Annotated in this window: 25 protein-coding genes; 11 read left to right on the top strand and 14 right to left on the bottom strand. The window is 64.2% G+C overall.

Going from position 1 to position 25,693, the window contains the following annotated elements; translation table 11 throughout:
• Positions 1-20: 20 nt before the first annotated feature.
• The 4 genes from O4220_RS07115 to O4220_RS07100 form a co-directional block, all read right to left on the bottom strand.
• Positions 21-815: an SDR family NAD(P)-dependent oxidoreductase gene (locus O4220_RS07115; protein ID WP_094617118.1), complete on the bottom strand. Its 795-nt coding sequence runs from the start codon at positions 813-815 to the stop codon at positions 21-23.
• A gap of 115 nt (positions 816-930) precedes the next feature.
• Entirely contained in the window at positions 931-1,779 is an 849-nt protein-coding gene (locus tag O4220_RS07110; RefSeq protein ID WP_269602996.1) for a 3-hydroxybutyryl-CoA dehydrogenase, read from the bottom strand.
• Positions 1,780-1,784: 5 nt separating this feature from the next.
• Positions 1,785-2,942, bottom strand: coding sequence for an acyl-CoA dehydrogenase (locus O4220_RS07105; RefSeq protein WP_032378347.1), 1,158 nt, complete (start codon positions 2,940-2,942; stop codon positions 1,785-1,787).
• A gap of 148 nt (positions 2,943-3,090) precedes the next feature.
• On the bottom strand, positions 3,091-3,738 hold the full coding sequence (locus O4220_RS07100; RefSeq protein WP_032377491.1) for a TetR family transcriptional regulator: 648 nt from the start codon (positions 3,736-3,738) through the stop codon (positions 3,091-3,093).
• Positions 3,739-3,853: 115 nt separating this feature from the next.
• Between O4220_RS07100 and O4220_RS07095 the strand changes: the two genes are divergently transcribed.
• The 3 genes from O4220_RS07095 (at position 3,854) to O4220_RS07085 (ending at position 7,463) form a co-directional block, all read left to right on the top strand.
• A complete protein-coding gene (locus tag O4220_RS07095) occupies positions 3,854-4,198 on the top strand; it encodes an ArsR/SmtB family transcription factor (protein WP_269602954.1) in 345 nt (114 codons plus the stop codon).
• Between the two features lie 108 nt (positions 4,199-4,306).
• Positions 4,307-6,004 carry a SulP family inorganic anion transporter gene (locus O4220_RS07090; RefSeq protein WP_269602953.1) on the top strand — a complete coding sequence of 566 codons (1,698 nt, stop codon included), beginning with the start codon at positions 4,307-4,309 and terminating at the stop codon, positions 6,002-6,004.
• A 40-nt stretch (positions 6,005-6,044) separates the two neighbouring features.
• Positions 6,045-7,463, top strand: a complete 1,419-nt coding sequence (locus O4220_RS07085; RefSeq protein ID WP_269602952.1) for an FGGY family carbohydrate kinase — start codon at positions 6,045-6,047, stop codon at positions 7,461-7,463.
• A gap of 84 nt (positions 7,464-7,547) precedes the next feature.
• Here O4220_RS07085 and O4220_RS07080 read toward each other — a convergent pair whose 3' ends face one another.
• From O4220_RS07080 to O4220_RS07050, 7 genes are read right to left on the bottom strand one after another with little or no spacing between them, the layout of a single operon-like run.
• Entirely contained in the window at positions 7,548-8,621 is a 1,074-nt protein-coding gene (locus O4220_RS07080) for an SDR family oxidoreductase (RefSeq protein WP_269602951.1), read from the bottom strand.
• 46 nt (positions 8,622-8,667) lie between these two features.
• Positions 8,668-9,405, bottom strand: a complete 738-nt coding sequence (locus O4220_RS07075) for a sulfite exporter TauE/SafE family protein (protein WP_420030325.1) — start codon at positions 9,403-9,405, stop codon at positions 8,668-8,670.
• Positions 9,405-10,400, bottom strand: coding sequence for an ABC transporter ATP-binding protein (locus O4220_RS07070; RefSeq protein WP_269602950.1), 996 nt, complete (start codon positions 10,398-10,400; stop codon positions 9,405-9,407). The genes O4220_RS07075 and O4220_RS07070 overlap by 1 nt, the downstream gene beginning before the upstream one ends.
• The gene (locus O4220_RS07065; RefSeq protein ID WP_269602949.1) at positions 10,393-11,412 is read right to left on the bottom strand and encodes an ABC transporter ATP-binding protein; all 1,020 of its coding nucleotides are present in this window, start codon (positions 11,410-11,412) and stop codon (positions 10,393-10,395) included. The genes O4220_RS07070 and O4220_RS07065 overlap by 8 nt, the downstream gene beginning before the upstream one ends.
• On the bottom strand, positions 11,409-12,395 hold the full coding sequence (locus O4220_RS07060) for an ABC transporter permease (RefSeq protein WP_037171043.1): 987 nt from the start codon (positions 12,393-12,395) through the stop codon (positions 11,409-11,411). Before O4220_RS07060 ends, O4220_RS07065 begins: the two co-directional genes overlap by 4 nt.
• A gap of 4 nt (positions 12,396-12,399) precedes the next feature.
• Positions 12,400-13,329 carry an ABC transporter permease gene (locus O4220_RS07055; RefSeq protein ID WP_032377499.1) on the bottom strand — a complete coding sequence of 310 codons (930 nt, stop codon included), beginning with the start codon at positions 13,327-13,329 and terminating at the stop codon, positions 12,400-12,402.
• Between the two features lies 1 nt (position 13,330).
• Positions 13,331-14,908 (bottom strand): ABC transporter substrate-binding protein, encoded by a 1,578-nt coding sequence (locus O4220_RS07050; protein WP_269602948.1) that lies wholly within the window; start codon positions 14,906-14,908, stop codon positions 13,331-13,333.
• 338 nt (positions 14,909-15,246) lie between these two features.
• Here O4220_RS07050 and O4220_RS07045 point away from each other — a divergent pair, with 338 nt between their 5' ends.
• Together O4220_RS07045 and O4220_RS07040 are read left to right on the top strand one after the other, a co-directional pair.
• The gene (locus O4220_RS07045; RefSeq protein WP_269602947.1) at positions 15,247-16,242 is read left to right on the top strand and encodes a 2-hydroxyacid dehydrogenase; all 996 of its coding nucleotides are present in this window, start codon (positions 15,247-15,249) and stop codon (positions 16,240-16,242) included.
• Complete coding sequence (locus tag O4220_RS07040; RefSeq protein WP_269602946.1) at positions 16,239-16,634, top strand: universal stress protein; 396 nt, start codon at positions 16,239-16,241, stop codon at positions 16,632-16,634. Before O4220_RS07045 ends, O4220_RS07040 begins: the two co-directional genes overlap by 4 nt.
• A gap of 3 nt (positions 16,635-16,637) precedes the next feature.
• Here the strand turns inward: O4220_RS07040 and O4220_RS07035 are convergent, their stop codons facing one another.
• On the bottom strand, positions 16,638-17,531 hold the full coding sequence (locus O4220_RS07035) for a LysR substrate-binding domain-containing protein (RefSeq protein ID WP_032405210.1): 894 nt from the start codon (positions 17,529-17,531) through the stop codon (positions 16,638-16,640).
• A 170-nt stretch (positions 17,532-17,701) separates the two neighbouring features.
• Here O4220_RS07035 and O4220_RS07030 point away from each other — a divergent pair, with 170 nt between their 5' ends.
• Positions 17,702-19,210, top strand: coding sequence for a SulP family inorganic anion transporter (locus O4220_RS07030; RefSeq protein ID WP_332112802.1), 1,509 nt, complete (start codon positions 17,702-17,704; stop codon positions 19,208-19,210).
• 34 nt (positions 19,211-19,244) lie between these two features.
• Complete coding sequence (locus O4220_RS07025; RefSeq protein ID WP_269602945.1) at positions 19,245-19,649, top strand: MerR family transcriptional regulator; 405 nt, start codon at positions 19,245-19,247, stop codon at positions 19,647-19,649.
• Here O4220_RS07025 and O4220_RS07020 read toward each other — a convergent pair.
• Entirely contained in the window at positions 19,646-21,355 is a 1,710-nt protein-coding gene (locus O4220_RS07020) for a ribonuclease J (protein ID WP_269602944.1), read from the bottom strand. The two genes, O4220_RS07025 and O4220_RS07020, sit on opposite strands and share 4 nt — an antisense overlap.
• A 215-nt stretch (positions 21,356-21,570) precedes the next feature.
• Here O4220_RS07020 and O4220_RS07015 point away from each other — a divergent pair, with 215 nt between their 5' ends.
• The gene (locus tag O4220_RS07015) at positions 21,571-22,122 is read left to right on the top strand and encodes a dihydrofolate reductase family protein (RefSeq protein WP_269602943.1); all 552 of its coding nucleotides are present in this window, start codon (positions 21,571-21,573) and stop codon (positions 22,120-22,122) included.
• A gap of 31 nt (positions 22,123-22,153) precedes the next feature.
• Here the strand turns inward: O4220_RS07015 and O4220_RS07010 are convergent, their stop codons facing one another.
• Positions 22,154-22,540 (bottom strand): cupin domain-containing protein, encoded by a 387-nt coding sequence (locus tag O4220_RS07010; RefSeq protein WP_269602942.1) that lies wholly within the window; start codon positions 22,538-22,540, stop codon positions 22,154-22,156.
• A gap of 172 nt (positions 22,541-22,712) precedes the next feature.
• Here O4220_RS07010 and O4220_RS07005 point away from each other — a divergent pair, with 172 nt between their 5' ends.
• Genes O4220_RS07005 through O4220_RS06995 form a run of 3 tightly spaced genes read left to right on the top strand, consistent with a single transcriptional unit; the run spans position 22,713 to position 25,689 of the window.
• Positions 22,713-24,203, top strand: a complete 1,491-nt coding sequence (locus O4220_RS07005; RefSeq protein WP_269602941.1) for a flavin-containing monooxygenase — start codon at positions 22,713-22,715, stop codon at positions 24,201-24,203.
• Positions 24,200-25,045: an SDR family NAD(P)-dependent oxidoreductase gene (locus O4220_RS07000; RefSeq protein ID WP_269602940.1), complete on the top strand. Its 846-nt coding sequence runs from the start codon at positions 24,200-24,202 to the stop codon at positions 25,043-25,045. The genes O4220_RS07005 and O4220_RS07000 overlap by 4 nt, the downstream gene beginning before the upstream one ends.
• Positions 25,042-25,689: a TetR/AcrR family transcriptional regulator gene (locus tag O4220_RS06995; protein ID WP_269602939.1), complete on the top strand. Its 648-nt coding sequence runs from the start codon at positions 25,042-25,044 to the stop codon at positions 25,687-25,689. Before O4220_RS07000 ends, O4220_RS06995 begins: the two co-directional genes overlap by 4 nt.
• The last annotated feature ends 4 nt before the right edge of the window (positions 25,690-25,693 follow it).

The raw sequence follows: 25,693 nt of genomic DNA, 5'->3' as shown, positions 1-25,693 counted from the left end.
CACGCGAACGGGGCCGGAACTCATGGCAGTATCGAGTCGACGTAGCCGCCGTCGACGCGTAATGCGCCACCGGTGGTCGCGGAGGCCTGTTCCGAGCTCAGGTACACGATCATGTTGCCGATTTCCTTCGGCTCGATCAACCGTCCGATGAGCGATTGCGGACGGTGTTCCTTCATGAATGTCGCCTGAGCCTCGTCCCACGGCAGTTCGTCGCCGACGAGTTCTGCGACGAACTTCTCGACGCCCTCGGTGTGAGTGGGCCCGACGATCACGGAGTTAACCGTAACGCCAGTTCCTGCAGCAGCTTTCGCGAATCCGCGGGTCACCGCCAGCAGCGCGGTTTTCGTCATTCCGTAGTGGATCATTTCCTCGGGAATCACCACCGCGGAATCGCTGCAGATGTTCTGGATTCGGCCCCAACCGGCTTCGGTCATCGCCGGCAAATACGTCCTGATGAGTCTGATGGCCGACAGCACGTTCACCTCGAAGTAGCGACGCCACTCGTCGTCGTCGATATCGAGGGCCGGCTTGGCTCCGAAGATTCCGAGGTTGTTCACCAGAATGTCGACCACCGGGACCGTGGCAAGCAGCGTCTCGACCCCTTCGGCCGTCGCGAGATCAGCTGCCACGACAATCACTCGTGCGCCGGGTACCTCGGTGAGCAGTTGTTCCTCGGCCGAATCGAGCGCGGATGCGCTACGACCGTTGAGAACGACGCGCGCACCGGCACGGGCCAATTCGGTGGCAATCGCCAGTCCGATGCCCTGGCTGGAGCCGGAGATCAATGCGGTTCGGCCGTCGAGATCGATGTTCATGGAGCCTCCAAGTGTTGTGGAACGACTCCAGTGTGCGCCTCCCCGAAGACGCGAATGGTCCATTCACCGGCCCTGACGGGGGTGAATGGACCATTCACGCAGACTCGGGGGACTACTACGAATACGTGTAGAAACCCTTGCCGGTTTTGCGGCCCAGCATTCCGGCGTCCACCATGCGCTGCAGCAGCGGCGGCGGAGCATAGTGCGGTTCGCGGAACTCCGCGTAGAGCGACTCTGCCACCGCGAGGGTGACGTCGAGGCCGACGGTGTCGGTCAGACGCAACGGTCCCATGGGGTGCGCACAGCCGTTGACCATGCCCTCGTCGATGTCCTCCGCGCTGGCGAAGCCGGATTCGAGCATGCGGATGGCCGAGACCATGTACGGAATGAGCAATGCGTTGACGATGAATCCGGCGCGATCACCGGCGCGAATCGTCTTCTTGCCCAACGTGTTGCCCGCGTAGTCTGTCACCGCTGCAACGGTTTCTTCGCTGGTGAGCAGGCTGACGACGATTTCCACCAACGGCAGCACCGGCACGGGGTTGAAGAAGTGCACCCCGACTACCTTGTCGGGACGCTTCGTCGCGTTGGCCATCTTGATGACCGGGATCGACGAGGTGTTCGTGGCCAGGATTCCCTCGGGCTTGACGATGGAATCGAGCTTGCCGAACAGATCGAGCTTGAGCGATTCGATCTCCGGTGCGGCCTCGACCACGAGGTCGCGGTCTGCGAAGTCGTTGATGTCGAGCGTCAACGTGATTGCAGCCCGCGCCTTCTCGGCCGCATCGGCTTCGATGCGGCCGGATTTGACGGCGCGAGCGAAGGACTTGTCCAAGCGAGCTTCTGCGGCGTCGGCCGTCGCCTGGCTCGTCTCGAGGATCAGTACGGAACTGCCGGAGCGAGCGCACATTTCGGCGATACCGGCACCCATGGTGCCGCCGCCGATGACGCCTACGAGTTCGATACCGCTCATTTGAGCAGCGCCCGCGACATGACGACACGCTGAATCTGGTTGGTGCCCTCGTAGATCTGGGTGATCTTGGCGTCGCGCATCATGCGCTCGACCGGGAAGTCGGTGGTGTATCCGGCACCGCCGAAGAGCTGCACGGCGTCGGTGGTGACCTCCATGGCCACGTCGGACGCGAAGCATTTCGCTGCCGCGGAGATGAATCCGAGGTTCTTCTCGCCGCGCTCGGCGCGGGCTGCGGAGCTGTAGACCATAAGGCGTGCGGCTTCGACCTTCATGGCCATGTCGGCGAGCATGAACTGCACGGCCTGGAAGCTCGAGATCGCGGTGCCGAACTGCTTGCGGTCCTTGGTGTACGCGATGGCTGCGTCGAGGGCACCCTGTGCCAGGCCGACGGCCTGCGCGCCGATGGTCGGACGGGTGTGATCGAGGGTTTCGAGAGCAGTCTTGAAGCCGGTGCCGGGCTCGCCGATGATGCGATCGCCGGGGACCTTGCAGTTCTCGAAGTACAGCTCGGCCGTCGGGGAGCCCTTGATGCCGAGCTTCTTCTCCTTGGGACCGACGACGAATCCCTCGTCGTCCTTGTGCACGATGAACGCGGAGATGCCGTTGGCACCCTTGTCGGGGTCGGTCACTGCCATGACGGTGTACCAATCGGACTTGCCGCCGTTGGTGATCCAACACTTGGAGCCGTTGAGGATCCAGTCGTCACCGTCGGCCTTGGCGCGAGTACGCATTCCCGCTGCGTCGGAGCCCGCTTCCCGCTCGGACAGGGCGTACGACGCCATCGCACCGCCGGCGAGGGATGGTAGGACCTGCTTCTTGAGCTCCTCGGAGCCCTTGAGGATCAGTCCCATCGTGCCGAGCTTGTTGACGGCGGGGATCAGCGAGGACGAGCCGCAGACGCGGGCGACCTCTTCGATGACGATGCAGGCTGCGACCGAGTCGGCACCCTGACCGTCGTATTCCTCGGGAACGTGGATGGCGTTGAAGCCGGAGGCGTTGAGGGCCTTCAATGCCTCTTCCGGGAAGCGTGAGTCCTCGTCGACCTCTTTGGCGTACGGAGCGATCTCCTTCTCCGACAGTGCCCGGATGGCCGCACGCAGTTCGTCGTGCTCCTCGGGCGATTGATACAGATCGAAGTCGGGATTTCCGGCCATATCGGCCACGCTCCTTGAATGTAGGGGGATCAGCACTGACCGATCAGGGCACTCAGTGCCAAGGATGCACCCATCGTACGTCCGCAGCTCGCTCGTTTCAAGGGTGGGTCCACGTTATGCGGCACTGAGTGCCACACCGTCGGGTGAGTCAGTCTGTTGTGTGATCGGCCAACGCGTCGACGACTTTCGCGACGGACATGCCCCGTGGGAACGACGCGACGACGATCTCGCCGAGGAATTGCGCGCGTACCTGCGCCAGCGCGGACCGCAGGTCGCTGACCGACGTGGGCAGCCCGTCGCGAATCATCCGTCGGAGGATGTAGTTGTGTGTTGCGGTCACCGAAGCCGAGAACTGCAGAATCTCCAGGTGCGAATGATCCGGCCGCACTCGCTGCAGATATTCGACGAACAGTCGGTCGTAGCGAAACACGGTGACGATCTCTCGATCGCGCAGCGCAGGGTTGCGGTGCACCACCTGATAGCGCAGGCGCGACATCTCCAGCCAGTCGGAGAATCGCTCGTACACCTGCTGCGCGGCGTCGCACACCGCCTGCCAGGGATCGCCTTCGTTCGAGTCGAGAAATGCGCCTGCCTGCTCGAGCAGTATTTCGTGATCGGCGAATACGACGTCTTCCTTGGCACGGAACTGACGAAAGAACGTCCGTCGCGAGATTCCGGCGGCTCCGGCGATGTCGTCCACCGTCGTCGACTCGTAACCCTTGACCGAGAAGAGGTCGAGAGCCGCCGTGGCCACGGTCAGTCTGAAGTCGGTGGATTCGTCGGGTTCTCCGCGCATGTCAGTGAAGGTAGCGGAGTTTCGGTAAGGGCAGGGATGGCACTCGTCGCGTCGGCTGATTGCTAGTGTTCGCAAGTAGCCTGTCGCGCGGCGGTGGGTGGCACGGAGGGAAGTCATGGCCACGGATTCGAGTCGACCGCTGTACCGAATGAAGGCCGACTTCTTCAAGACGTTGGCGCATCCCGCACGCATTCGAGTGCTGGAGTTGTTGAGCGAACGCGAACACGCGGTGTCCGAGATGCTGCTGGAGGTGGGCATCGAACCGGCGAATCTGTCGCAGCAGTTGTCGATTCTGCGACGTGCGGGCCTCATCGAGGGGACTCGTGAGGGGTTGTCCGTGACGTACACGCTGACGTCCCCGAAAGTGGCAGACCTACTGGTGGTGGCCCGAGAGATACTGTCCGGGGTGGTGGCCAATCAGGTCGAACAGCTGGATGGTGAGTCCGGATTGCGCACCTGACCCGACGGTCCGGAACGGTGTCGAGCATCTCCCTGTCTTCTTGATTCATTACTTGCTAAACTTAGCAATCAGGTTGACCAGGTTCGATGAGTTGTCAGGAAGCGTCGCATGTCCGAACCGACGAAACACGCCCGCGCGAACGACGCACTGACGGCCGTATCCGCGCTCCTGCCCCGGTGGAGCGAGTGGAAGCCCGCGTTCCGCGCACCCGGCGCAGATCTGTTGGCAGGCCTGATCGTGGCATTGGTCGCACTGCCCCTGGCCCTCGGATTCGGCGTCAGCACGGGCCTGGGTGCCGCAGCCGGCCTGGCGACAGCGATCGTCGCCGGTGTCGTCGCCGCGGTGTTCGGGGGCTCCCGCTTTCAGGTTTCGGGTCCTACCGGTGCCATGACGGTGGTACTCGTACCGATCGTCGCCGAGTACGGGCCCACCGGTGTGCTCGCCGTCGGTCTCATGGCCGGGGTCATGCTGCTGGCGCTCGCGGGTGCAGGCGTCGGACGAGCGGTGCGGTACATGCCCGCTCCCGTCATCGAAGGATTCACCGCAGGCATCGCCGTTGTGATTGCGCTGCAACAGATTCCGGCCGCGCTCGGAATCACCGACGCCAGAGGCGAGAAGGTGTGGCAGTCCGCGTTCGACGCGGTCCGGTCGTTCGTCGCGCACGCGAACATCGTGACCCCCGCAGTCGCCATCGCCGTCGCCGTCGTCATGCTGGTCGGTGGCCGCCTGGCACCGAAGATTCCGTTCTCGTTGGTCGCGGTCGCCGGGGCGACTGTGGCCACACAGCTGTTCGACCTCGACATCGCCAGAATCGGAACCATCCCGTCATCGTTGTCCGTCCCGTCCCTCGGCTTCTTTCACCTGGGTGACGTGGCGGCCCTGCTGGCTCCCGCGTGTGCCGTCGCCGCGCTGGCGGCCTTGGAATCGTTGCTGTCCGCCACTGCTGCGGACTCGATGGGCGTCGGAGCACGACACAACCCCGACCGGGAACTGTTCGGACAGGGGCTCGCAAATATCGCCGCTCCCTTGTTCGGCGGGATTCCCGCTACCGGCGCCATCGCCCGCACTGCCGTCAACGTTCGATCCGGGGCCCGTACCAGGCTCGCCGCCCTCACCCACGCCGTGATTCTCGCCGCGATCATGTACTCCGCCGCCGGGCTGGTGGCCCACATCCCACTCGCGGCCCTGGCCGGGGTCCTGCTGGCGACCACGGTGCGCATGGTCGAGACTGCGTCGATCCGAGCGATCAGCCGCGCCGGGCGCGGCGACACCGTGGTGATGGCGGCAACGTTCCTCGTCACGGTCGTCTTGGACTTGGTGACGGCAGTGGCGGTCGGGGTCGGGTTCGCCGCCGTACTGGCCTTGCGCGCTGTAGCGCGATCCGCCACGATGGAGCAGGTCCCCTTGGACGCACTCGACGCGGTCTCGGAAGAAGAAGGCGACCTGCTGCGCGAACACATCGTCGCGTACCGAATCGACGGTGCGTTGTTCTTCGGTGCCGCGCACAGCTTCCTGCTCGAACTCGCCGACGTCTCGGACGTCAAGGTGGTGATCCTGCGCATGTCACGGGTGACCACGATCGACGCCACCGGGGCCATCGTCCTCAAGGACACGATCACCGAACTCGAACACCGCCACATCGTTGTTCTCATCTCCGGAGCCAAACCCGAACATCTGCGTCCCCTCGCGGCGTTGGGTGTGTTCACCACCAAGGACGACGATGCTCGACGCGTCTTCGACACCACTCCGCAGGCCATTGCCTACGCGCGAACGCTGGTGACGGAGGCAACCACTCCTCGCGGGTAGGGTCGTAGATCACACTTGCGTAGGAAAGGACCAGCTCATCGTGGCTCTCGTTGCCGGAATCGACTCCTCCACCCAATCGTGCAAAGTTTACGTTCGTGATGCCGAGTCGGGGGAGTTGGTCCGCCAGGGCCGAGCCGGTCATCCCGACGGCACCGAGATCGATCCGCAGCGGTGGAAGGATGCGCTCGACGAGGCGGTCGCCGATGCAGGCGGGCTCGACGACGTGGACGCGGTGTCGGTCGGTGCGCAGCAGCACGGCATGGTCTGCCTCGACGATGCGGGAGCCGTTGTCCGTAAAGCATTGCTGTGGAACGATACTCGGTCAGCTCAGGCGGCAGACGATCTGATTGCGGAGTTGGGCGAGCAGACCGGCGGCGACGGCGGGCAAGCCTGGGCCGACGCCGTCGGAGTGGTTCCGTTGGCCTCGATCACGGTTGCCAAATTGCGGTGGCTGGCCGACCACGAGCCAGACAACGCCGATCGCACTGCGGCGGTGTGCCTTCCGCACGATTGGATCGGTTGGCAGCTCGGTGGCGCGTCGGGGCTCGACGCCTTGGCCACCGATCGCGGTGACGCGAGTGGCACCGGGTATTTCTCTGCGGCGTCCGGCGAGTATCGAACGGATTTGTTGCAGTTGGGCTTTCGTGGGCGCAACCCGATGCTGCCGCGCGTGGCTGCGCCGAACGAGGCAATAGGCCACACGTCGAGCGGTGCGCTGATCGGGCCGGGAACGGGAGACAATGCCGCGGCGGCGCTTGCCCTCGATGCGCAGCCCGGTGACGTGGTCGTATCGGTGGGCACCTCCGGCGTCGTATCGGCGGTGACCTCGGTTGCCGCAGCGGACGGTTCGGGTCTGGTCGCTGGATTCGCCGACGCCACCGGCCGTCAACTGCCGTTGGTGTGCACGCTCAACGCTGCTCGTGTCCTCGATGCGACGGCGCGGCTGCTGGGCGTCGACCACGACGAGCTGTCCCGGTTGGCACTGTCGACGGCAAGTGAGGGCCTGGTGTTGGTGCCCTACCTCGAGGGTGAGCGCACCCCGAATCGTCCCGATGCATCCGGTGCGATTCACGGTCTGCGACTGCACAATTCGACGCCGGGTCACCTGGCGCGGGCGGCAATCGAGGGACTGCTGTGCGGCTTGGCCGACGGCATCGATCATCTGCGAGCACAAGGCGTCGAGGCGAAGCGGGTGTTGCTCATCGGCGGCGGCGCAAAATCTGCTGCGTTACGAGAGTTGGCCCCGGCGATTCTAGGAGTTCCGGTGATCGTGCCCGAGCCGGGTGAATACGTCGCCGACGGTGCCGCGCGCCAGGCGGCGTGGACACTGGCCGGAACCAGCGAGCCGCCGACCTGGGCACAGGCAGCGTCGAAGACCTACGAGGCAGACTCGACCCCGGCGGTGCGCGAACGCTACGCCGAGGTGCGGGATCTGACCGAGGGCACCAACGCCATGTGAGTGGAAACTCGTAGCAGGGGTCGAGTTCGGAGTGGAGCCTGCGGAACGACCGCAGGCTCCGCGCTCACATGCGGCGCAGCCGCTCTAGGGAATCAGGCGCGCGTCTCGGTAGCGCTGGATCACCGAGGCGATGGCATCCGGGGTGGATCGGAAGCCGATGAAGCCGGCCTTCTTGGACTTGTTCATGTCCGTCAGGCATTCCATGTCGCGGCCGAGGTCACCGTCGGTGTGCCACCACGACGCCAGCCGGGAGACGTCGCTCTCCACCAGATCGTGCTTCTCGGCGATGCGTTTCCACGCAGCAGCCGCGTCGGACATGCGGGGTTCGAGGGGACGCGGTTCGGTGTCGAAGCCCTCGGGCTCGACGCCGAAGTGTGCGGCGAACTGCGGCCACAGCCAGCGCCAGCGAAAGACGTCACCGTTGGCGATGTTGAACGCCTCGTTGTGCGCATGGTCATCGGTTGCGGCCCAGACCATCTGCTCGGCGAGCAGGTCGGCGTCGGTGAGGTCGGTGAGCCCGTTCCACTGGGTCTCGGAACCGGGGAAGACGAACTTCTCGCCCAGTTCCTTGCAGATCGACGCGTACACGGACAGCGTCAGCATCATGTTCATCGCGTTGCCCACGGCGAACCCCGAGATGGTGTGCGCGCGGTGCACGCTCCAGCCGAATCCGAACTTCTCGGCACCGGCGAACAGTTCGTCTTCCTGCGCGTAGTAGAAGTTCGGGGTGTCGAGGCGGTCCTCGGTCTCGTGGAACGGCGTCTCGGCCATCACTGCCTCACCGTAGGCATCGAAGGGTCCGAGGTAGTGCTTGAGGCCGGTCATCAGCGCGACATGCTTCACCGAATCGAGGGGGCCGAGAACGTTCAGCACATTGCGGAGAGTGGCCGAGTTGACCTCGATGTTCTCCTGCTCGGAGTCCTTCTTCATCCATGCTGTGAAGAACACGATCTCGGGGCGAATGTCCTGCAGGGCCTCCTCGAGCGAGGTCACGTCGAGCAGATCCGCAGCCACCGGCACGACGCCGTCGACGGGGGTACTCCCGCTGCGACTCAGTCCGTAGGTGGTCCAGCCTGCATCGAGTGCAGCGTGGCACAGGGCCTGCCCGGAGATTCCGGTGGCACCGACGATCAGCGCGCGCGTGGTGTTCGTAGTCATCGTGAACGGTTACCCAATGCGACCGATGCAACACGTGACACGGCCCTCACATCAGGGCGAGTACCTGCTGTCCGACGAGAACGAGTGCGCCGGCAGTGGAGACGCTGATTGCGGTGATGCGCAGGCGTCGACGGTCGAGAACACGATTGACCACTCGCGAGAGCAGGAAACCGAGAATCGTCGCCGGGGCCAGGAACACGAACAGCGTCGCGGTATGGGCGTCCACTGCGCCCGCCACCGCCAGTACCGCCAGCGAGATCAACGAGCCGACGAGGAAGAAGCAGCTCATGGTGCTGCGCAGTTCGGCTCCGGTGTTGCGCTGCCACACCAGGGCCATCGGGGGCCCGCCGATGGAGGTGGCCGTTCCCAGAATTCCCGACGCGGCCCCGGCCACCACCAGATTTCGTCTGTGCGGCAAAGGGACCCAACCGAAGGAGGTCAGTGCCACGCCGCCCAGCACCACGAGCGCGAGCAGGATGGCCAGTCCGCGTTCGGGCAACAGGACGAGCAGCAATGCGCCCACCGCCGAACCGGGTAGGCGACCGGCGAGCGCCCACCCTGCGCCGGACAGGTCGAGGGCAGTGCGATCACGAACCAGAACGAGCACACTGACGACGACGGCGAGCATGATCAGCGTCGCCGGGATGAGGCCGGGGTCGACGATGGCCACGATGGGCGCAGCGAGCATGCCCATACCGAATCCGATGGACGCCTGCATCGCCGATGCGAAGAAGATGGCCAGTGCGATGACGACGAACCCGGTGATGCTCAGGTGTGTCGCCATCACGTCCCGGCAGCGACGAGGCCGAGATTGCCTGCGACGAGCGGATAGTGGCATTCGGCGATGTGATCGGCCTCGTCGGCGTCGAGCGCCACCGGGGGTGCCTCACTGGCGCACAGTTCGGTTGCTTTCCAGCAGCGTGTGCGGAACCGGCATCCCGACGGCGGATTCAGCGGTGACGGTACCTCGCCCTTCAGCAGGATTTTCGTCCCGCGGCTCGACGCGTCGAGTGTGGGTGCGGCCGACATCAGTGCCGCGGTGTACGGGTGCGCGGGACGCTCGAATACTGCTTCGGTAGCGCCGGATTCGACGATACGGCCCAGGTACATCACCGCGACCCGGTCGGCGACGTGTCGGACGACCGACAGATCGTGCGAGATGAACACGTACGAGATGCCGAGTTGCTTCTGCAGGTCGTTGAGCAGGTTGAGCACCTGCGCCTGTACCGAGAGATCGAGAGCGGAGACCGGCTCGTCGCAGATGATCACGTCGGGGTTCAGCGCCAGAGCCCGCGCGATGCCGAGGCGTTGGCGTTGGCCGCCCGAGAATTCCTGCGGGAAGCGGTTCTCGTCGCTCGGTCGCAAGCCGACCAGATGCAGTAGCTCGCGCACTCGCGCAGAACGATCACGCCGAGTCTTGTACAGGCCCTTGTGAGTTCGCCATGGCTCGCCGATGATGTCACCTGCCGTCATCCGCGAGTTCAGTGAACCGTACGGGTCCTGGAACACCATCTGTACCCGTCGACGCCACGCGAGAAGTTCCTTGCCGCGCAGAGCGAAGGGATCGATGCCGTCGAAGGCGACGGTCCCCGAGTCGGGTCGTTCGAGCATCATCAGCGTGCGAGCGAGAGTGGATTTGCCACAGCCGGATTCACCCACCAGGCCGAGGGTCTCACCGCGCCGCAGATCCAGGTCGATGGCGTCGAGGGCACGGAGCTTGCCGCGGCCGACGTCGAAGGTCTTGTTCAGTCCGCGCACGGTCAGCAGTTGCTCAGACATGGCTGGTTACCTCGTTCGGGAAGTGGCATGCCGACATGCGGCCGGTGCCGACGGATTCGAGCGGCGGGCGAGTGCTGATGCAGATCTCGCGGGCCAAGGGGCAGCGGGCCTGATAGACGCACCCGTCGGGGATGGAATGCAGATCCGGCGGAGTGCCGCCGATCGACTTCAGATCCTCACCGCGGACGGCGTGTACAGGCACCGAGTCCAGCAAGCCCTTGGTGTACGGGTGGCGCGGTTCGCCGAACACTTCGGACACCGGTCCGGTCTCGACGACGTTGCCCGCGTACATGATCGCGACACGGTCGGCCTCCTCGGCCACCAGCGCGAGATCGTGGGTGATCAGCACGACGGCCATATCGTGCTCGGTGCGCAATTCTTTGAGCAGAGCCATGATCTGAGCCTGCACTGTCACGTCGAGCGCGGTGGTGGGTTCGTCGGCCAACAACACAGACGGGCTCAGGGCCACGGCCATCGCGATCAACAGACGCTGGCGCATGCCACCGGAGAACTGGTGCGGGTAGGAGTCGGCTCGCGACTCCGGTTCCGGGATACCGACCCGGGTCATCAGCGCGATGGCTTCGGCTCGGGCCTGTTTGGCCGACATGCCCCGGTGGATCCGAAACGGCTCGGCCAGTTGAGTTCCCACGGTGTAGACGGGATTGAGTGCCGTCAGCGCATCCTGGAAGACGATGGCGAGTTCGGTGGCCGCGATGGTGCGTCGCACCTTGGTCTTGGCGGTCACCAGGTCCACCTCACCCATCTCGACCGAGCCACTGGTGATGTCGGCGATCGGCTCGAGCAACCCGACGATGGCCTGCGCCGTCATCGACTTGCCACAGCCCGATTCACCTAGCAGAGCGAGGGTTTCACCGCGGCGCGCGCTGAAGGTGACGTTGTCGACGGCGCGAATGACACCCGACGGCGTCCGCAGGTCGACGGTCAGTCCGCGTACGTCCAGGGCGACGCTGCCGGTGTCCGGTCGCTGTGGTGCAGTTGCCGGTGCGCTCATGAGACGACCTTTCGTACGGGGAGCAGGCGGGACCGCTTGGAGCGGGGGACGTTGAGTCGCCAGCGCTGCGCCGGGTCGGTGGCGATGCGCGCCCAGGCGGCGAGCACGGTGGCCGAGACGGTCGTCAGCACTATGGCCAGGCCGGGGAAGAACGAGAGCCACCATGCAGTCTGCAAGTAGGTGCGGCCCTGCGAGACCATCAGGCCCCACGAGACGTCCGGCGGCTGAATGCCGATGCCCAGAAAGCTCAGTGACGACTCGGCGAGAATGACGAAGCAGAAGTCCAGGGTCGCAACGGTGAGCAAGGTCGGCAGCAGAATCGGGGCCACATGGCGTCTGATCACCGATCCGCTCTTCGCGCCGAACGTGCGGGCGGCATCCACGAACAAGCGACTCTGCAATTCGGCGGACTCGGCGCGGGCGGTACGCAGGTAGATCGGGATACGCGTGACCGTCAGGACCAGAACGATGTTCGCGGCGCTGGGCGAGAAGACGTAGAGCACGACGACGGCCATCAGCAGCGACGGGAAGCTGAGAATGACGTCGGCGACGCGCATCGCCGCGGTCTCGCGCCAACCGCGATGGAAACCGGCCCACATACCGATGAACGAGCCGATGATGGCAGAGAGGATCACGGCCGGAATGGCCACCGAGAGTGTGGTTCTGCTGGCCACGATCAACCGGGCCAACATGCTGCGCCCCAATGGATCGGTGCCGAGGATGTTCATCCAGCCGGTGTCGAGGGTGAACGGTGGCAGGTTCGAGCGGTCGAGATCCTGGTCGGTGGCGGCGTCACCGACCAACATCGGGCCGAAGATCGCGGTGAGAAAGACCAGCACCAGGATTGCGGCAGCGACGGTGGCGACCCTGTCCCGCAGGAGTAGCTTCCACAGCGGGGCCGACGCCTTACGGGCTTCCACCGGAGCCGACGGTGGAACATCCTCGGGCTCGGATGTTTTCGGTGCTTCGAAGTCGAGTGACATGTTCTTAGACCTTCACCTTGTCGCGAACCCGGGCGTCGAGCAGTGCATAGCAGGCATCGATGACGATGTTGAGCACGAAGATGCTCACCGCCGTCAACAGCACGGCCGCCTGCAGAACAGCGAAATCGCGCTGCAGGATGGCGTCGATCATCAGTTTTCCGATGCCGGGCCAGCCGAAGATGGCTTCGACGACCACCGCGCCGTTGACGAGCCCGACCATCAGGTCACCTGCGACCGTGAGCGCCGGTGCCGCGGCGTTGCGCAGAGCGTGGTGGGTGACGACCCGAAGATCGCCTGCCCCTTTGCTTCTCGCCAGCCGAACGTACGGTGCCGACAATGCCGAGACCATCGCACCGCGGACCACCTGTGTCAGTACTCCGAGCGGGCGAATGAGCAACGTGGCGATCGGCAACACCCAGGAGAGCATTCCGCTGTCCACACCGGAGGTGGGCAGCCAGCCGAACACGATGGCGAAGACGTAGACGCCCATGATGGCGAACCAGAAGTCTGGGATGGACGCGGCCGTCATCGACAGCAGGCTCGAGATGCGATCGGCCAGCGAGTTCGGTCGGTACGCAGCCCAGCAGCCGATGATCACGGCGCCGAGGATGGCGAGGAACATCGTCGCGAAGGCGAGCTGCAGCGTTGCGGGGAAGGCGCGCAATGCCATTGCCGACGCGTCCTCACCGGTACGGAGCGACTGCCCGAAGTCGAGTTGCACGACGCCTTTGAAGTAGTCCAGTAGCTGCGTCAGTACCGGCTGATCGAAGCCGTTGGTGGCGCGAAACGCCTCTCGCTGCGCCTGGGTGGCCGACTCGGGCAGGTACAGGCTGGTGGGGTCGCCGGTGAGACGAGCGAGGAAGAACACGCCCAGCAGGACGACGAACAGTGGGATCAGGCTCGTGTAGATCCGTCGGCGCAGAAATCTGAACATGTCAGGGCCTCTCGGTATCGGCGCGCGTCATCGCGGCCAGGTGCATTTCGTCGACCGTGGCCGAGTCCGGCGTGTAGTCGACCGAGGCGGCCTTGGCGAGCACCCCGTTCATGTGCGCGATGTAGGCCATCTGCATGATGTCCTTCGGTTCGTCCGCGAACACCTGGGCGTACGCGGCCTGCCTGTCTTCTCCGGTGAGTGCGCCGGCGGCAGCGATCTCCTTGTCGAAGTCCGCTGTGCCGTAGGCACTCTGGAATCCGTCACTGGTGAAGTACTGGTCGACGGTGAAGGCCGAGTCGCCGGCCTGATTGCCGTGCTGAATCACCAGTAGATACGGCCCGACGTCCGGGAACGGGCGTTCCTGGTATTCGGCGGTACCGGCGGCGTCCATCATCTCGATCTTGACGTTCATGCCGATCTTGGAGAGCGAGTTCTGGATGACCTCCACTGTCTCGTTGATCTTGGGGAACTGTCCCGTGCGTCCGATCAGGCGGATCTCGGTGTCCACCGGTACCCCGTCTGCCCGCGCCTCGTCGATCAGCGTGCGGGCCTGGTCCATGTCGTATGGCCACGGCGTCAGGTCCTCGTTGAATCCCACGACACCCTCGGAGATGAGTTGCGCTGCAGGCGAGCCGAGTCCGCGGAAGAGTGCTTTGACGATGCCGTCGCGGTTGATCGCGTAGTTGATCGCCTGCCGCACCCGGATATCGTCGAGTGGCGGTTGAGCGGCCTGGACGCGCAGCGCCGTTGTCTCGTTGTTGGGGTAGGCCACGCCGAGGTCGCCCGCACCGTCCTCCGGTCCGACCGACGTGGCGATCTCGGCCTCGCCGTTGGTCACCATCGATGCGCGGACGCTGCCCTCACTGCGCCACTGGTACTCGGCCCTGGCGTACTCGGGCTTCGGGCCCCAGTAGGTCTCGTTCCGTACCAGGGAGAGCTTCTGACCGTAGTCCCAGCGCTCGATCGCGAACGGTCCCGTTCCGATGGGCTCTCGTACCCGCTCGGTGTAACTGGCTGTGCGAGGAACCATCTCCACGAACGACAGGCGCAGCGGCAGGATGGGGTCGGGTTCCGGCGACTGCACGGTCAGCGTCATCGGGTCGACAGCCGTCACCACCAGGTTCGCGTCGCCGAACACGTACCCCTCGACGTTGCAGCCCAGTTCCGAATTGACCGTGCGGTCGATGGAGAACGCGGCGTCCTCGGCCTCGAAGGGGCTCCCGTCGCTGAACGTCACGCCGGGGTGGATGGCGAACGTCCATTCGGTATCGGAGGTTTGTTCCCACGAGTCGGCGAGCTTGGGCTCGAGATCACCGGTGCTGGGATTGCGCTCCATCAGCGGCTCGGTGATGTTCGAGCGAGTGACGACTCCGACCGACGTGAGCGAGACATCGCAGGCCTCGAGTGTGGGCGGTTCCTGGGGCAGAACGATGCGAAGAGTATCTGCGCGGGCGGCTCCGCCGTTGTTGGAGTTGGCGACGGTGCAGCCGCTGACGATCAGTGAAAGTGACAGTGCGCCAACAGCAATTGCGGCGACGCGGTGGGTCCGTCCCTGCTGCACGAAGAGTGCAGGGCTCATGGTGGCCTCCAGTGGGAAAAGGATCCGCGTCTGCGAGTTGCAGCCGAATCTGTGACGGTAGACACACGGTATGAGCGGGCTGTCTTCATCGTCAACCGGACGAAATGCCCTTTCCGGCCAGTTTTGTGGGTCACAAAGACAGTTTTGATGAGGCCTGAATCACATCAGTAGGGGGCTGACCAGGCCGGATATGGGGAAGACTGGACAAGCCTGCATCGGCAATGCGTTGTTCATGCCGTTTGGGTATCGGTCCATGTTATTTCCGTGTTGGACAGGTATTCGAGAAGCGGCATACCGTACAGGAAACGCGCACGTTCCACCATCTCGCGAGGAGAACAATGGTCACCGTCAGCTCGCAGAATTCCTCTGTGTCTCAACCGGATTCGCAACAGGGCGGTCGAGTGCTCCGAGTCGGACCACTCAAGCCGTCGCTGATGGACACGTTGGTCACCGAGTACGACGCGCTGGAACTGCCCGAAGGGGATGGTCGCGACCCATTCCTCGATGCGTACGGCGAATCGATCACTGCAGTTGTGACCTCCGGCCGCACCGGCGTCGATGCCGCGTTGATGGAGCGATTGCCGCAGCTCGGAGCCGTGGTGAACTTCGGCGTCGGATACGACACCACCGATGTCGACGCGGCAGCAGACCGCGGCATCGCCGTCAGCAACACTCCCGACGTGTTGACCGACTGTGTGGCGGACCTCGCTGTCGGTCTGGTGATCGACACCATGCGTGGGCTGTCCTCCGCCGAGAGGTTCGTGCGTGCCGGCCGATGGCCCGCCGAGGGCAACACGCCGCTGACGCGCCAGGTCACCGGCAAGCGCGTCGGAATCATCGGCCTCGGGCGCATCGGGTCGGCAATCGCCGATCGGCTCAACGGGTTTCGCTGCGAGATCTCGTACCACAATCGCAACGAGATCGACGGTTCGCCTTACGTCTACGCGGCCAGCCCGACAGCGCTCGCCGAGAACGTCGACGTCTTGATCATCGCCGCGTCGGGCGGCTCGGGAACTGCTCATCTGGTCGACCGCGCCGTGCTCGAAGCGCTGGGGCCGCAGGGTTATTTGATCAACGTGGCTCGCGGAAGCGTCGTGGACGAGGCGGCGTTGACCGAGTTGCTCGCTGCGGGGCAGTTGGCCGGAGCCGGTCTGGACGTGTTCGCCCACGAACCGAACGTGCCCGACGCGCTGCTGGCGATGGACAACGTGGTGCTGTTGCCGCACGTGGGCAGCGGGACCGTGGAGACGCGGGCCGCGATGGAAGCGCTCACGCTCGAGAACCTCGATCGTTTCCTTGCCGACGGCACTCTCGTCACGCCGGTGACGAAGTGACAGTCGTCGTCGGCTATTCGCCGACCACCGAAGGAAAAGGCGCGCTGCCCTTCGCTTTTCGCGAGGCGCACATGCGTGGAACGGACTTGCTCATCGTGGCCGAAGACAACAGCGCAGCCGACGCCGACTTCGCTGCCACCGTCGAGTCGGCTCGCGAGGAGACCTCGGCGCTCGGCGTCACGACGAAGATCCACGACAACGAAGCGGGCCGCTCGCACGCCGACAACCTGATCGACCTGTCGTTCGACGAACAGACACAACTGGTCGTCATCGGTATCCGCCGCCGATCGCCCGTGGGGAAGTTGTTCATGGGCAGCATCTCTCAGCGAGTACTGCTCGAGGCGCACTGCCCGGTGACGGCCGTCAAGCCGCCTGTGGGGACGCCGCGGTAGCCGTCACGACCACTCACGCGCCGGCAGCACATCGGTCATGAAGCGGTGCAGTGCCGGGTTGTCGTTGTCCACGCGCCATGCCGCGTCGAGCTCCACGGGGCGTTCCTTCACGGTCCGAACCGGCCGGAACACAACACCTTCTGGCCGCATGGTCGACGCCGACTCCGGTACCAGCGCCAATCCGATGCCGGAGCGAACCAGCACCAGCATCGTGTGCACCTGGGTCACGTACTGCACGTAGCGCGGGGACACCCCGACGATGGTGAACGTGCTGATCAGCAGTTCGTGGAAGTACCGCGCATCGACGGGTGAGTACATGATGATCGGCTGCTCGTCGAAGTCCTCCACCGACAGTTCGTCCTTCTCGGCCAGTGGGTGATGCTCGGGCATCGCCGCGATCAACGACTCGTGCAGCACAGGGCGGGACGCGATGCCCGGTCGCTTGAGTGGAGGCCTGGCCAATCCGAGATCCAGATCGCCGACGGCCAACGATTCCATCTGTACCGCCGAGACCATCTCGCGCAGAACGAGTTTCACGTCCGGTAGCTTCTCGCGCGCGGCGTCGAGCAACTGCGGGAGCACCGCATGGGCCGATGCGCCGGTGAATCCGACGACCACGGTCCCCAAGTCTCCGGTGGGTACGCGTCGCACGGTGAGCAATGCGCCCTCGGCGAGGTCCAGGATGCGTCGGGCCTCGGGAAGGAAAGCCAGGCCCGCTGCCGTCAGGGTCACCGACCGGCTGGTGCGGTCGATCAGCTGCACGCCGACTTCGCTTTCGAGCTGTTGGATCTGCCTGCTCAGAGGTGGCTGTGTCATGTGCAGCCGTTCGGCTGCGCGGCCGAAGTGCAGCTCCTCGGCGACGGCGATGAAGCAGGAGAGCCTGTTGAGCGAGAACATCGATTCATTCCTTGCATCGCGGAGTGAGTTCTGTTGTGCCTCTGTATATGAATCTAGCTCACCGGCCGCACCCAGACGATTGACAACCTTCTCTCCGGTAAGAGTAGAGTTGCCCGCGGAGTGGACGCCGTATCTGCCGCAGTCCCTCGCACCCATCGAACGGAGTTGTCGTGTCTCGAGCTGCCCAGGTGCCTGTCACCGCCGTCGAAGACGTCTCGGTGCTGGGTGCGTTGCGCTCACCGAGGAGGCTCAAGACCGAGGTTCTGGCGGGCCTGGTGGTGGCACTGGCGCTGATTCCGGAAGCCATTTCGTTCTCGATCATCGCCGGGGTCGATCCCCGCGTCGGGCTGTTCGCGTCGTTCACCATGGCTGTCACCATCTCCATCGTCGGTGGACGACCGGCGATGATCTCCGCGGCCACCGGAGCGATTGCCCTGGTCGTCGCCCCGTTGGCACGTGAATACGGCCTCGACTACCTCATCGCTGCGGTGATTCTCGGCGGAATCCTGCAGGTCTTGCTCAGCGTTCTCGGCGTCGCCAAACTGATGCGGTTCATCCCCCGTAGCGTCATGGTCGGATTCGTCAACGCGCTGGCGATCCTGATCTTCACCTCACAGGTGCCGTACCTGATCGGGGTGCCGTGGTTGGTCTACCCGATGGTCGCTGTCGGGCTGCTCATCATGTTCTTCCTGCCGAAGATCACCACTGTCGTGCCGGCACCTCTGATCGCCATCGTGATACTCACCGCCGTCACGCTCGTCTTCGCGCTGGCTGTCCCGGACGTGGGCGACCAAGGTGAACTGCCGTCCTCGCTGCCGTCGTTCCTCATCCCGAACGTGCCGTTCACGTTCGACACACTGTCGATCATCGCGCCGTTCGCACTGGCCATTGCTCTGGTCGGTTTGCTCGAATCGCTGATGACGGCCAAGCTCGTCGACGACATCACCGACTCGCACTCCAACAAGACTCGTGAGGGCTGGGGCCAGGGCGTGGCGAATCTGGTCACCGGGTTCACCGGCGGTATGGGCGGCTGCGCGATGATCGGCCAGACCATGATCAACGTCAAGGTCTCCGGTGCCCGCACCCGTATCTCGACGTTCCTCGCCGGTGTCTTCCTGCTGATTCTGGTGGTCGTTCTCGGCGACATCGTCGCGCTGATCCCGATGGCCGCGTTGGTCGCGGTGATGATCATGGTCTCCGTCGGAACCTTCGACTGGCACAGCATCAACCCGAAGACGTTGCGCCGCATGCCCAAGAGCGAGACCCTCGTCATGGTCGCCACCGTCGCGGTCACCGTCGTCACCCACAACCTCGCGTACGGCGTCGTCGTCGGAGTGATCACTGCGATGGTGCTGTTCGCTCGCAGGGTCGCCCATCTGACCGAGGTGGTCGATGTGGCACATCCCGACGAGGACACCCGCGTCTACGCGGTGAAGGGCGAGTTGTTCTTCGCGTCGAGCAACGATCTGATCTATCAATTCGACTACGTCGGAGATCCGGAGAACATCGTCATCGACATGTCCGAGTCGCACATCTGGGACGCATCCACAGTGGCGACCCTCGACGCCATCACCACCAAGTACGCGGCCAAGGGAAAGACGGTGGAGATCGTCGGCCTGAACGCGCCGTCGACCGAGCGGCACGATCGTCTCAGTGGAAAGCTGGGCGGCGAGCACTGACTAGGGTGGTTGGTCGGGCGAAGAGAGGCGGCACATGGCAGACGGCGGCATACACATGCAGATCGGGCAGGTAGCTCAGAAAACCGAGCTGTCCATCCGCACCGTCCGTCACTACGACGACGTAGGCCTGGTCACGCCCTCTGCCCGCTCCGCAGGCGGATTTCGGTTGTACACCGAGACCGACGTCGAACGCCTGCTCGTCATTCGCCGGATGAAGCCCCTCGACTTCACGTTGGCCGAGATGAAGCAGCTACTGGAATCTCTCGACATTCTGGGTGACGAGAACGCGGCCGACGATGCTCGATCGTCGGCCGCGGCTTTCGTTCGCGAGTGCCACACCAAGGCCGAGGACAGCTGCCGCACGTTGCGGCGGCAGCTCGCCTACGCCGAGGAACTGACCGAGGTTCTGTCGACTCGCGGGGCAGCGGCTCAGCTCTAGCCGTCGACGACCACCGGAACGATGAGGGGCTGACGGCCCAGGGTCTGCTTGGCCCACCGGGCCGATTCCTGCACGATGCGCTTCTCGATGTTTTCGCGAGAAGCAACCTTGACGTCGCTCTCACGCGTGAGGGTCTTGCCGATCGTCTTGGCCAACGAGTCGAAAGCGTTGGCCTCGTGCGCGAATCCGCGTCCGATGAAGTCGACGTCGTCGACCAGCAGGCCGGTGTCGGGATCCACGATCGCGATGACAGTCAGTACGCCCTCGTTCGCCAGCAAGCGACGTTCGGCCAGCGAATCCTCGGTAACCCCACCGACAGCACTGCCGTCGACGTAGATCAGCTCGATAGGAACGCTTCCGGTGATCTGCGCGACGCCGTCGAACAGGTCGATGACGCTGCCGTTTTCGGCGATCAGGACGCGATCACGAGGAACTCCGGTCTTGATCGCGAGATCGGCGTTGGCGCGCAAGTGTCGCGATTCCCCGTGTACGGGAAGCACATTGGCGGGTTCGAGGATGTTGTAGCAGTAGACGAGCTCGCCGGCGCTGGCGTGACCGGATACGTGCACCTGTGCATTTCCCTTGTGCACCACGCGCGCACCCTTGTCTACGAGACCGTTGATGACGCGGTAGATCGCGTTCTCGTTTCCGGGGATCAGGCTGCTCGCCATCAGCACGGTGTCGCCGTCGCCCACCTTGATCTGATGCTCACCCGACGCCATCCGCGAGAGCGCCGCCAGGGGCTCGCCCTGCGATCCGGTGCAGATCAGCGTGATTTTGTTCGCCGGAAGCCTGTTGAGCTTCGGGAGGTCCACGACGAGCCCGTCGGGTACGTCGAGGTAGCTCAGATCGGTCGCAATCTTCATGTTGCGCACCATCGATCGGCCCACGAACGCAACCTTGCGACCCTGCGCGTGCGCGGCGTCCAGAACCTGTTGGATGCGGTGTACGTGGCTGGCGAAGCTCGAGACGATCACGCGTCCCGATGTTTCGCGGAATACCTTCTCGATGGCCGGGACCAGATCGCGTTCCGAGACCATGAACCCGGGAACTTCGGCGTTGGTCGAGTCGACGAGAAGTAGGTCGAGCCCCTCCTCGCCGAGGCGTGCGAAGCTACGGAGGTCGGTGATCCGACCGTCGAGCGGGAACTGGTCCATCTTGAAGTCGCCGGTGTGCAGCACCAGCCCGGCGTCGGTACGAATGGCGATGGCCAGACCGTCGGGGATCGAGTGGTTGACCGCAATGAACTCGAGCTCGAACGGGCCTTCCTGACGCGTCTGGCCTGCTTCGACCTCGATCAGCGTGGTCGAGACCTTGAACTCCTCGAATTTGGCGGCCAGGAAGTTCAGTGTCAGCCGCGCCGAGATGACGGGAATGTCGCCTCGTTCACGCAGGAGGTACGGCACGCCGCCGATGTGATCCTCGTGACCGTGGGTGAGGACGATCGCGACGACGTCGTCGAGACGATCTCGGATGCAACTCCAGTCGGGGAGGATGACGTCGACGCCGGGCTGGTGCTCTTCGGGGAACAGGACGCCGCAGTCGACGATGAGCAGTTTTCCGTCGTACTCGAACACGGTCATGTTCCGACCGATCTCGCCGAGACCGCCGGTCGCGATCACGCGAAGGTGCCCTGCCTGCAGCGCGGAGGAGGATCGCTTTCTCGGTGCGGCGGGGGATCTGCGGTTCCGTGGTGATCTCGACATGCCTCTTACGCTACGGGGGGTTCTCCACCTGGTCTCGACCCCGGTCGCAAGATCTCGGAATTCGTGCCACTCTTCACGGTTTCGGTGGGCCCGTCAACGTCAGCCGCGCAGCAGGTGATCGCGTGCGAGAGCGGTCATCTCACACGCACGGATCGTGTGCTGCCCGTTGTAGCCGTTATCGTCGTTCTCACGGTCGCACGGAAGTACCGTCACATATGCGCAAGTTGATGATCACGCAGAACATCACTGTCGACGGTGTCATCGAAGCAACCGACGATTGGTTTTCCAGCGTCGGCGAGGATCCCGATCTCGATGCGGCGTTGGTTGCTCAGCGAGAAGAGTCGGATGGATTCTTGGTGGGACGGGTGACGTTCGAGGGCATGCGGGATTACTGGGCTCCGAAGATCGACGACACGACGGGCGTGACCGACCACCTGAACCGCGTCGCGAAGTACGTCGTGTCCTCGACGCTGGAAGACCCCGGGTGGGTGAACACGACCGTCCTGTCCGGACCTCTTCTGGAGGACATCACGCGAATCAAGGAGATGAATGGTTCCGACATCGTATGCACGGGGAGTATCACCCTGTGTCGGGACTTGATCGCCCTGGACCTCGTCGACGAATACCGATTGTTTCAGTTCCCCTACGCGCGCGGACGCGGCGAACGATTGTTCGACGGCACGCCGTCGCAACAACTGCGCCTGGCGGAATGCACAGCATTCTCATCCGGAGCGACGCTGATGCGGTACGAAGTCTTGCGTCGATGATGGGAACACACGCGGAAATTCGCTCCCTACGTCACGTGGATTCGTTGAGATAGTCGGTCGCCCAAGGGCCGACTGCGGTGCCGATGATGACGGTGTCTTCGTCGGCACCGTCGAAGTGAGCGGCTCCGGAAGGAACCCACAGAAACGAACCCGGCGGGAATCGGCTCGTGGCGCTCACGTCCAGGGCAGTGCCGTAACCCAACCGGAGCTCGCCGGCAGCGACAAGCAGGTGGACGTCGGCACTGTGGAAGTGGGCTGCGTCGAATACTCCGGCGGGGATAAAGAATGCGTAGCTGAACATGATGCCGGGATCTCTGGTCCCGACGAGCGTCGCCGACCGCGTGCCGTCGTCGTGGAACGTGTCCCAGGGAATGGCAGCTATGTCGAAAGCCATCGGAGCGCTGCTGGCAGGAATCATGGGTGCCACGCTAAGGAAATCTGATCGGCACCGCTGGCGGGTTCCGGACCGCGTATATCCCCGGGGCGAATGCCGTAATAGGTACCGCTCGCCATTGCGGAATCACGCGTCATCACTTTAAAGTGATGACGCGCATCATCGGATGCCGCGTTCGTGGGAGAGGTTCTCGAGGATGCACGTTCACACAGTGGTGATCATCGGCAGCGGCTTCGGTGGGCAGTGTGCCGCCAAAGCGTTACTCGATCGGGGGATAGACGACTTCGTCATCCTCGAGAGGCGTCCTTTCCTCGGCGGCACGTGGAAACAGAATCGCTACCCCGGGGCGGCCGTCGACGTGCAGAGTCCGCTGTACTCGATCGCCTCCGAACCGTTCGAGTGGTCGCGCATGTTCGCCGAACGTGAGGAGCTCGAGCGGTACACCGACCACGTGCTCGAATCGAACGGTCTACCGGCGCGCACACATGTCGACACCGACGTCCAGAAGATCGAATGGGCTGGAGACCACTGGACCATCTCGACGTCGCGAGGCGACTACGCGGCGAAGTTCGTCGTCAACGCGTCGGGACCACTCAGTACACCCGTCGTACCGCCGTTCCCCGGTCGAGAGAAGTTCCAGGGCACTCAGTTCCACACGAACGACTGGCACACCGAGTATCACCACGCAGGCAAACGAGTCGCCATCGTCGGCAGTGGTGCCAGTGCCGCGCAGGTGATTCCAGCGATCCAACCCGACGTGGCGCAGCTGCACGTCTTCCAGCGCACTCCGCACTGGGTGATGCCACGCCACGATCGAGAATTCACGCCGTTGCAGCGCAGATTGCTGAAGCTGGAACCGATCCGCAGGCTGGTCCGCGCGGGGATCTACTGGAGTCTCGAGACTCGCATCCTCGGCTTCAAGTATTCACGGACGATGTTGAAGGCGGTGGCGCAGCGCACTGCGTTGAAGCACATCGAGTCTCAGATTCCCGATTCCGAGCTTCGAGCGAAGGTCACTCCGGACTACGTCATCGGGTGCAAGCGGGTGCTGCTGTCCAACACGCTCTATCCCGCGCTGGGGCAGGCGAACGTCACTCTGCACGACAAGAACGACGGCATCTCGGAGATCACCGAGACCGGAATCGTCACCACCACCGGCGAACACGTCGATGTCGATCTGCTGGTGTGGTCCACCGGATACGACGCCACCGACGGTGTCATCTCGTACCCGGTGATCGGCCGAGACGGCGTGGCTCTGTCCGACGTCTGGGATCCGTACCCCCGCGCTTACCTCGGCACCACGATTCCCGGCTTTCCCAACCTGTTCGTCGTCACCGGACCGAACACCGGAATCGGGCACACCTCCGCGATCTTCCTCATCGAGGCACAGATGGAGTACATCGTGCGGGCCGTCGACGCGGTGGAGCAGGCGGGTGCAACGGCCATCGAGGTCACTGCCGCCGCCGAGCAGGAGTACACCGACACTATTCATCGCGAGATGGAAGGCACCGTCTGGAAGGACGGCGGCTGCCACAGCTGGTATCAGTCCAAGTCCGGGCACGTGGTCGCCATGTTCCCGGGATTCAGCTTCACATTCCGCCGCTGGGCCAAACGTTTTCGGCCGGAAGCCCATCACATCCACCGGTCATCCACCGAGGTGACGACGAAGGACGAGGTCTCGGCATGAGTAAGCACACCGGACAGGTAGCGCTGATCACCGGAGCAGCAGGCGGTATCGGTTCTGCCGTGGCGACCGCGCTGCATCGACGCGGTGCCTCGATCGTTCTGGTCGACATGGCGTCGACCGATCTCGAGTCGGTGGCGGCGAAGCTGGGCAACCAACGCGCGGCAATCGCCTATGCCGACGTCACCGTGCGGGAGCAGCTCGACGCGGCCGTCGCGACCGCGATCGACACCTTCGGCAAGCTCGACGTCGTGATGGCCAACGCCGGAATCTCAAGCGGTGCACAGGCATCGACGGTTCGGTCGATCGAGGACGGAGTGTTCGAGCGGGTCATCGGCGTCAACCTGATCGGGGTGTGGAACACGGTGCGCGCCGCCCTCCCGCACATCGTCGAGTCCGGGGGCTATGTGCTACTCACCTCGTCCACGTACGCGTACCTCAACGGCCTGGCGAATGCGCCCTATGCGGCGTCGAAGGCGGCGGTCGAACAGCTCGGCCGTGCTCTGCGTACAGAGCTTGCCGGCACGAAAGCGACGGCGGGAGTGCTGTATCCGGGATGGGTCGCGACGCCGATCGCCGAAGTCGCGTTCGGCGGCGATGACGTCGCGACGGCCATGACCGCCCGCGCCTTCCCCACACCGCTGCTCCGCCCGATCACCCCCGACAAGCTCGCCCGCGTGGCCGTTCGAGGTATCGCACGGCGAGCTCCGCGAATCGCCGTGCCCGGTCGCTGGATTCCGATCTCGATATTGCGCGGGATCGTCAACCCGATCATGGACGCCGCGATGGAGCGGGACGCCGAATTGATTCGGCTCACTGCCGAACTGGATGCCCGACGGTCATGAGCGCAGTGTCCGAAGGGGCCGGCCGCGCCTACGGCGGTGAGAGCGCGGCCGACCGCGACGACCGCAGGCGGCGGCAGCTGCTGGATGCGGGACTGCGGGTGTTCGGCAGCAGCGGGTACCGCGCCGCGACCGTGCGCGGACTGTGCCGCGAGGCCAAGATCGCCGATCGGCACTTCTACCAGTACTTCGACAAGACAGAGGACCTACTGCTTGCCGTCTATGCCGAATGCATTGCACGCCTCACCGATTCGGTGTCCGACGCGATTGTGCAGGTGAATCGGGACGGCGATCTGAGGGAGGTTGCGAAGCAATTGCTCGACCCCTTTTTCCAGGTCATCGAAGATCCGCACCTGGCCCGAGTGGTATGGATGGAGGTGCTCGGTGTCAGTCCTCGCGTCGAGCAAACCTATCTGACGGTGATGCAGGAATTCGGGACACTGTTGCTCGGTTACCTCCGCACGTTCGCGGGCGACGTACCGTCGGGCCCCGATCTGGATGTCGACCTGCTCGCCACCGCTGCGATCGGCGGAATCAGCCACACTGCCATGACCTGGTACCAGAGCGATTATGTCGCAGAGCGTCGCATGGTGGTGGCCACCATCGCGACCATGCTCGCCAACATCGTCGCCCCGTTGAAGTCGTAGCGCC

It is taken from the genome of Rhodococcus ruber, assembly GCF_027270735.1.
In the GTDB taxonomy this organism is placed as follows: Bacteria; Actinomycetota; Actinomycetes; order Mycobacteriales; family Mycobacteriaceae; genus Rhodococcoides; species Rhodococcoides rubrum_A.
Note: the sequence above shows the minus strand (reverse complement) of the source record. Positions and strands in the feature narration are given on the sequence as shown.

Bases quoted from the DNA above. Each gene is read 5' to 3' on its own strand.
- O4220_RS07115 (WP_094617118.1), bottom strand. From the start codon at position 815: ATGAACATCGATCTCGACGGCCGAACCGCATTGATCTCCGGCTCCAGC.
- O4220_RS07105 (WP_032378347.1), bottom strand. From the start codon at position 2,942: ATGGCCGGAAATCCCGACTTCGATCTGTATCAATCGCCCGAGGAGCAC.
- O4220_RS07100 (WP_032377491.1), bottom strand. From the start codon at position 3,738: ATGCGCGGAGAACCCGACGAATCCACCGACTTCAGACTGACCGTGGCC.
- O4220_RS07095 (WP_269602954.1), top strand. From the start codon at position 3,854: ATGGCCACGGATTCGAGTCGACCGCTGTACCGAATGAAGGCCGACTTC.
- O4220_RS07090 (WP_269602953.1), top strand. From the start codon at position 4,307: ATGTCCGAACCGACGAAACACGCCCGCGCGAACGACGCACTGACGGCC.
- O4220_RS07080 (WP_269602951.1), bottom strand. From the start codon at position 8,621: ATGACTACGAACACCACGCGCGCGCTGATCGTCGGTGCCACCGGAATC.
- O4220_RS07075 (WP_420030325.1), bottom strand. From the start codon at position 9,405: ATGGCGACACACCTGAGCATCACCGGGTTCGTCGTCATCGCACTGGCC.
- O4220_RS07070 (WP_269602950.1), bottom strand. From the start codon at position 10,400: ATGTCTGAGCAACTGCTGACCGTGCGCGGACTGAACAAGACCTTCGAC.
- O4220_RS07065 (WP_269602949.1), bottom strand. From the start codon at position 11,412: ATGAGCGCACCGGCAACTGCACCACAGCGACCGGACACCGGCAGCGTC.
- O4220_RS07060 (WP_037171043.1), bottom strand. From the start codon at position 12,395: ATGTCACTCGACTTCGAAGCACCGAAAACATCCGAGCCCGAGGATGTT.
- O4220_RS07055 (WP_032377499.1), bottom strand. From the start codon at position 13,329: ATGTTCAGATTTCTGCGCCGACGGATCTACACGAGCCTGATCCCACTG.
- O4220_RS07050 (WP_269602948.1), bottom strand. From the start codon at position 14,908: ATGAGCCCTGCACTCTTCGTGCAGCAGGGACGGACCCACCGCGTCGCC.
- O4220_RS07045 (WP_269602947.1), top strand. From the start codon at position 15,247: ATGGTCACCGTCAGCTCGCAGAATTCCTCTGTGTCTCAACCGGATTCG.
- O4220_RS07035 (WP_032405210.1), bottom strand. From the start codon at position 17,531: ATGTTCTCGCTCAACAGGCTCTCCTGCTTCATCGCCGTCGCCGAGGAG.
- O4220_RS07025 (WP_269602945.1), top strand. From the start codon at position 19,245: ATGGCAGACGGCGGCATACACATGCAGATCGGGCAGGTAGCTCAGAAA.
- O4220_RS07020 (WP_269602944.1), bottom strand. From the start codon at position 21,355: ATGTCGAGATCACCACGGAACCGCAGATCCCCCGCCGCACCGAGAAAG.
- O4220_RS07015 (WP_269602943.1), top strand. From the start codon at position 21,571: ATGCGCAAGTTGATGATCACGCAGAACATCACTGTCGACGGTGTCATC.
- O4220_RS07010 (WP_269602942.1), bottom strand. From the start codon at position 22,540: ATGATTCCTGCCAGCAGCGCTCCGATGGCTTTCGACATAGCTGCCATT.
- O4220_RS07005 (WP_269602941.1), top strand. From the start codon at position 22,713: ATGCACGTTCACACAGTGGTGATCATCGGCAGCGGCTTCGGTGGGCAG.
- O4220_RS07000 (WP_269602940.1), top strand. From the start codon at position 24,200: ATGAGTAAGCACACCGGACAGGTAGCGCTGATCACCGGAGCAGCAGGC.
- O4220_RS06995 (WP_269602939.1), top strand. From the start codon at position 25,042: ATGAGCGCAGTGTCCGAAGGGGCCGGCCGCGCCTACGGCGGTGAGAGC.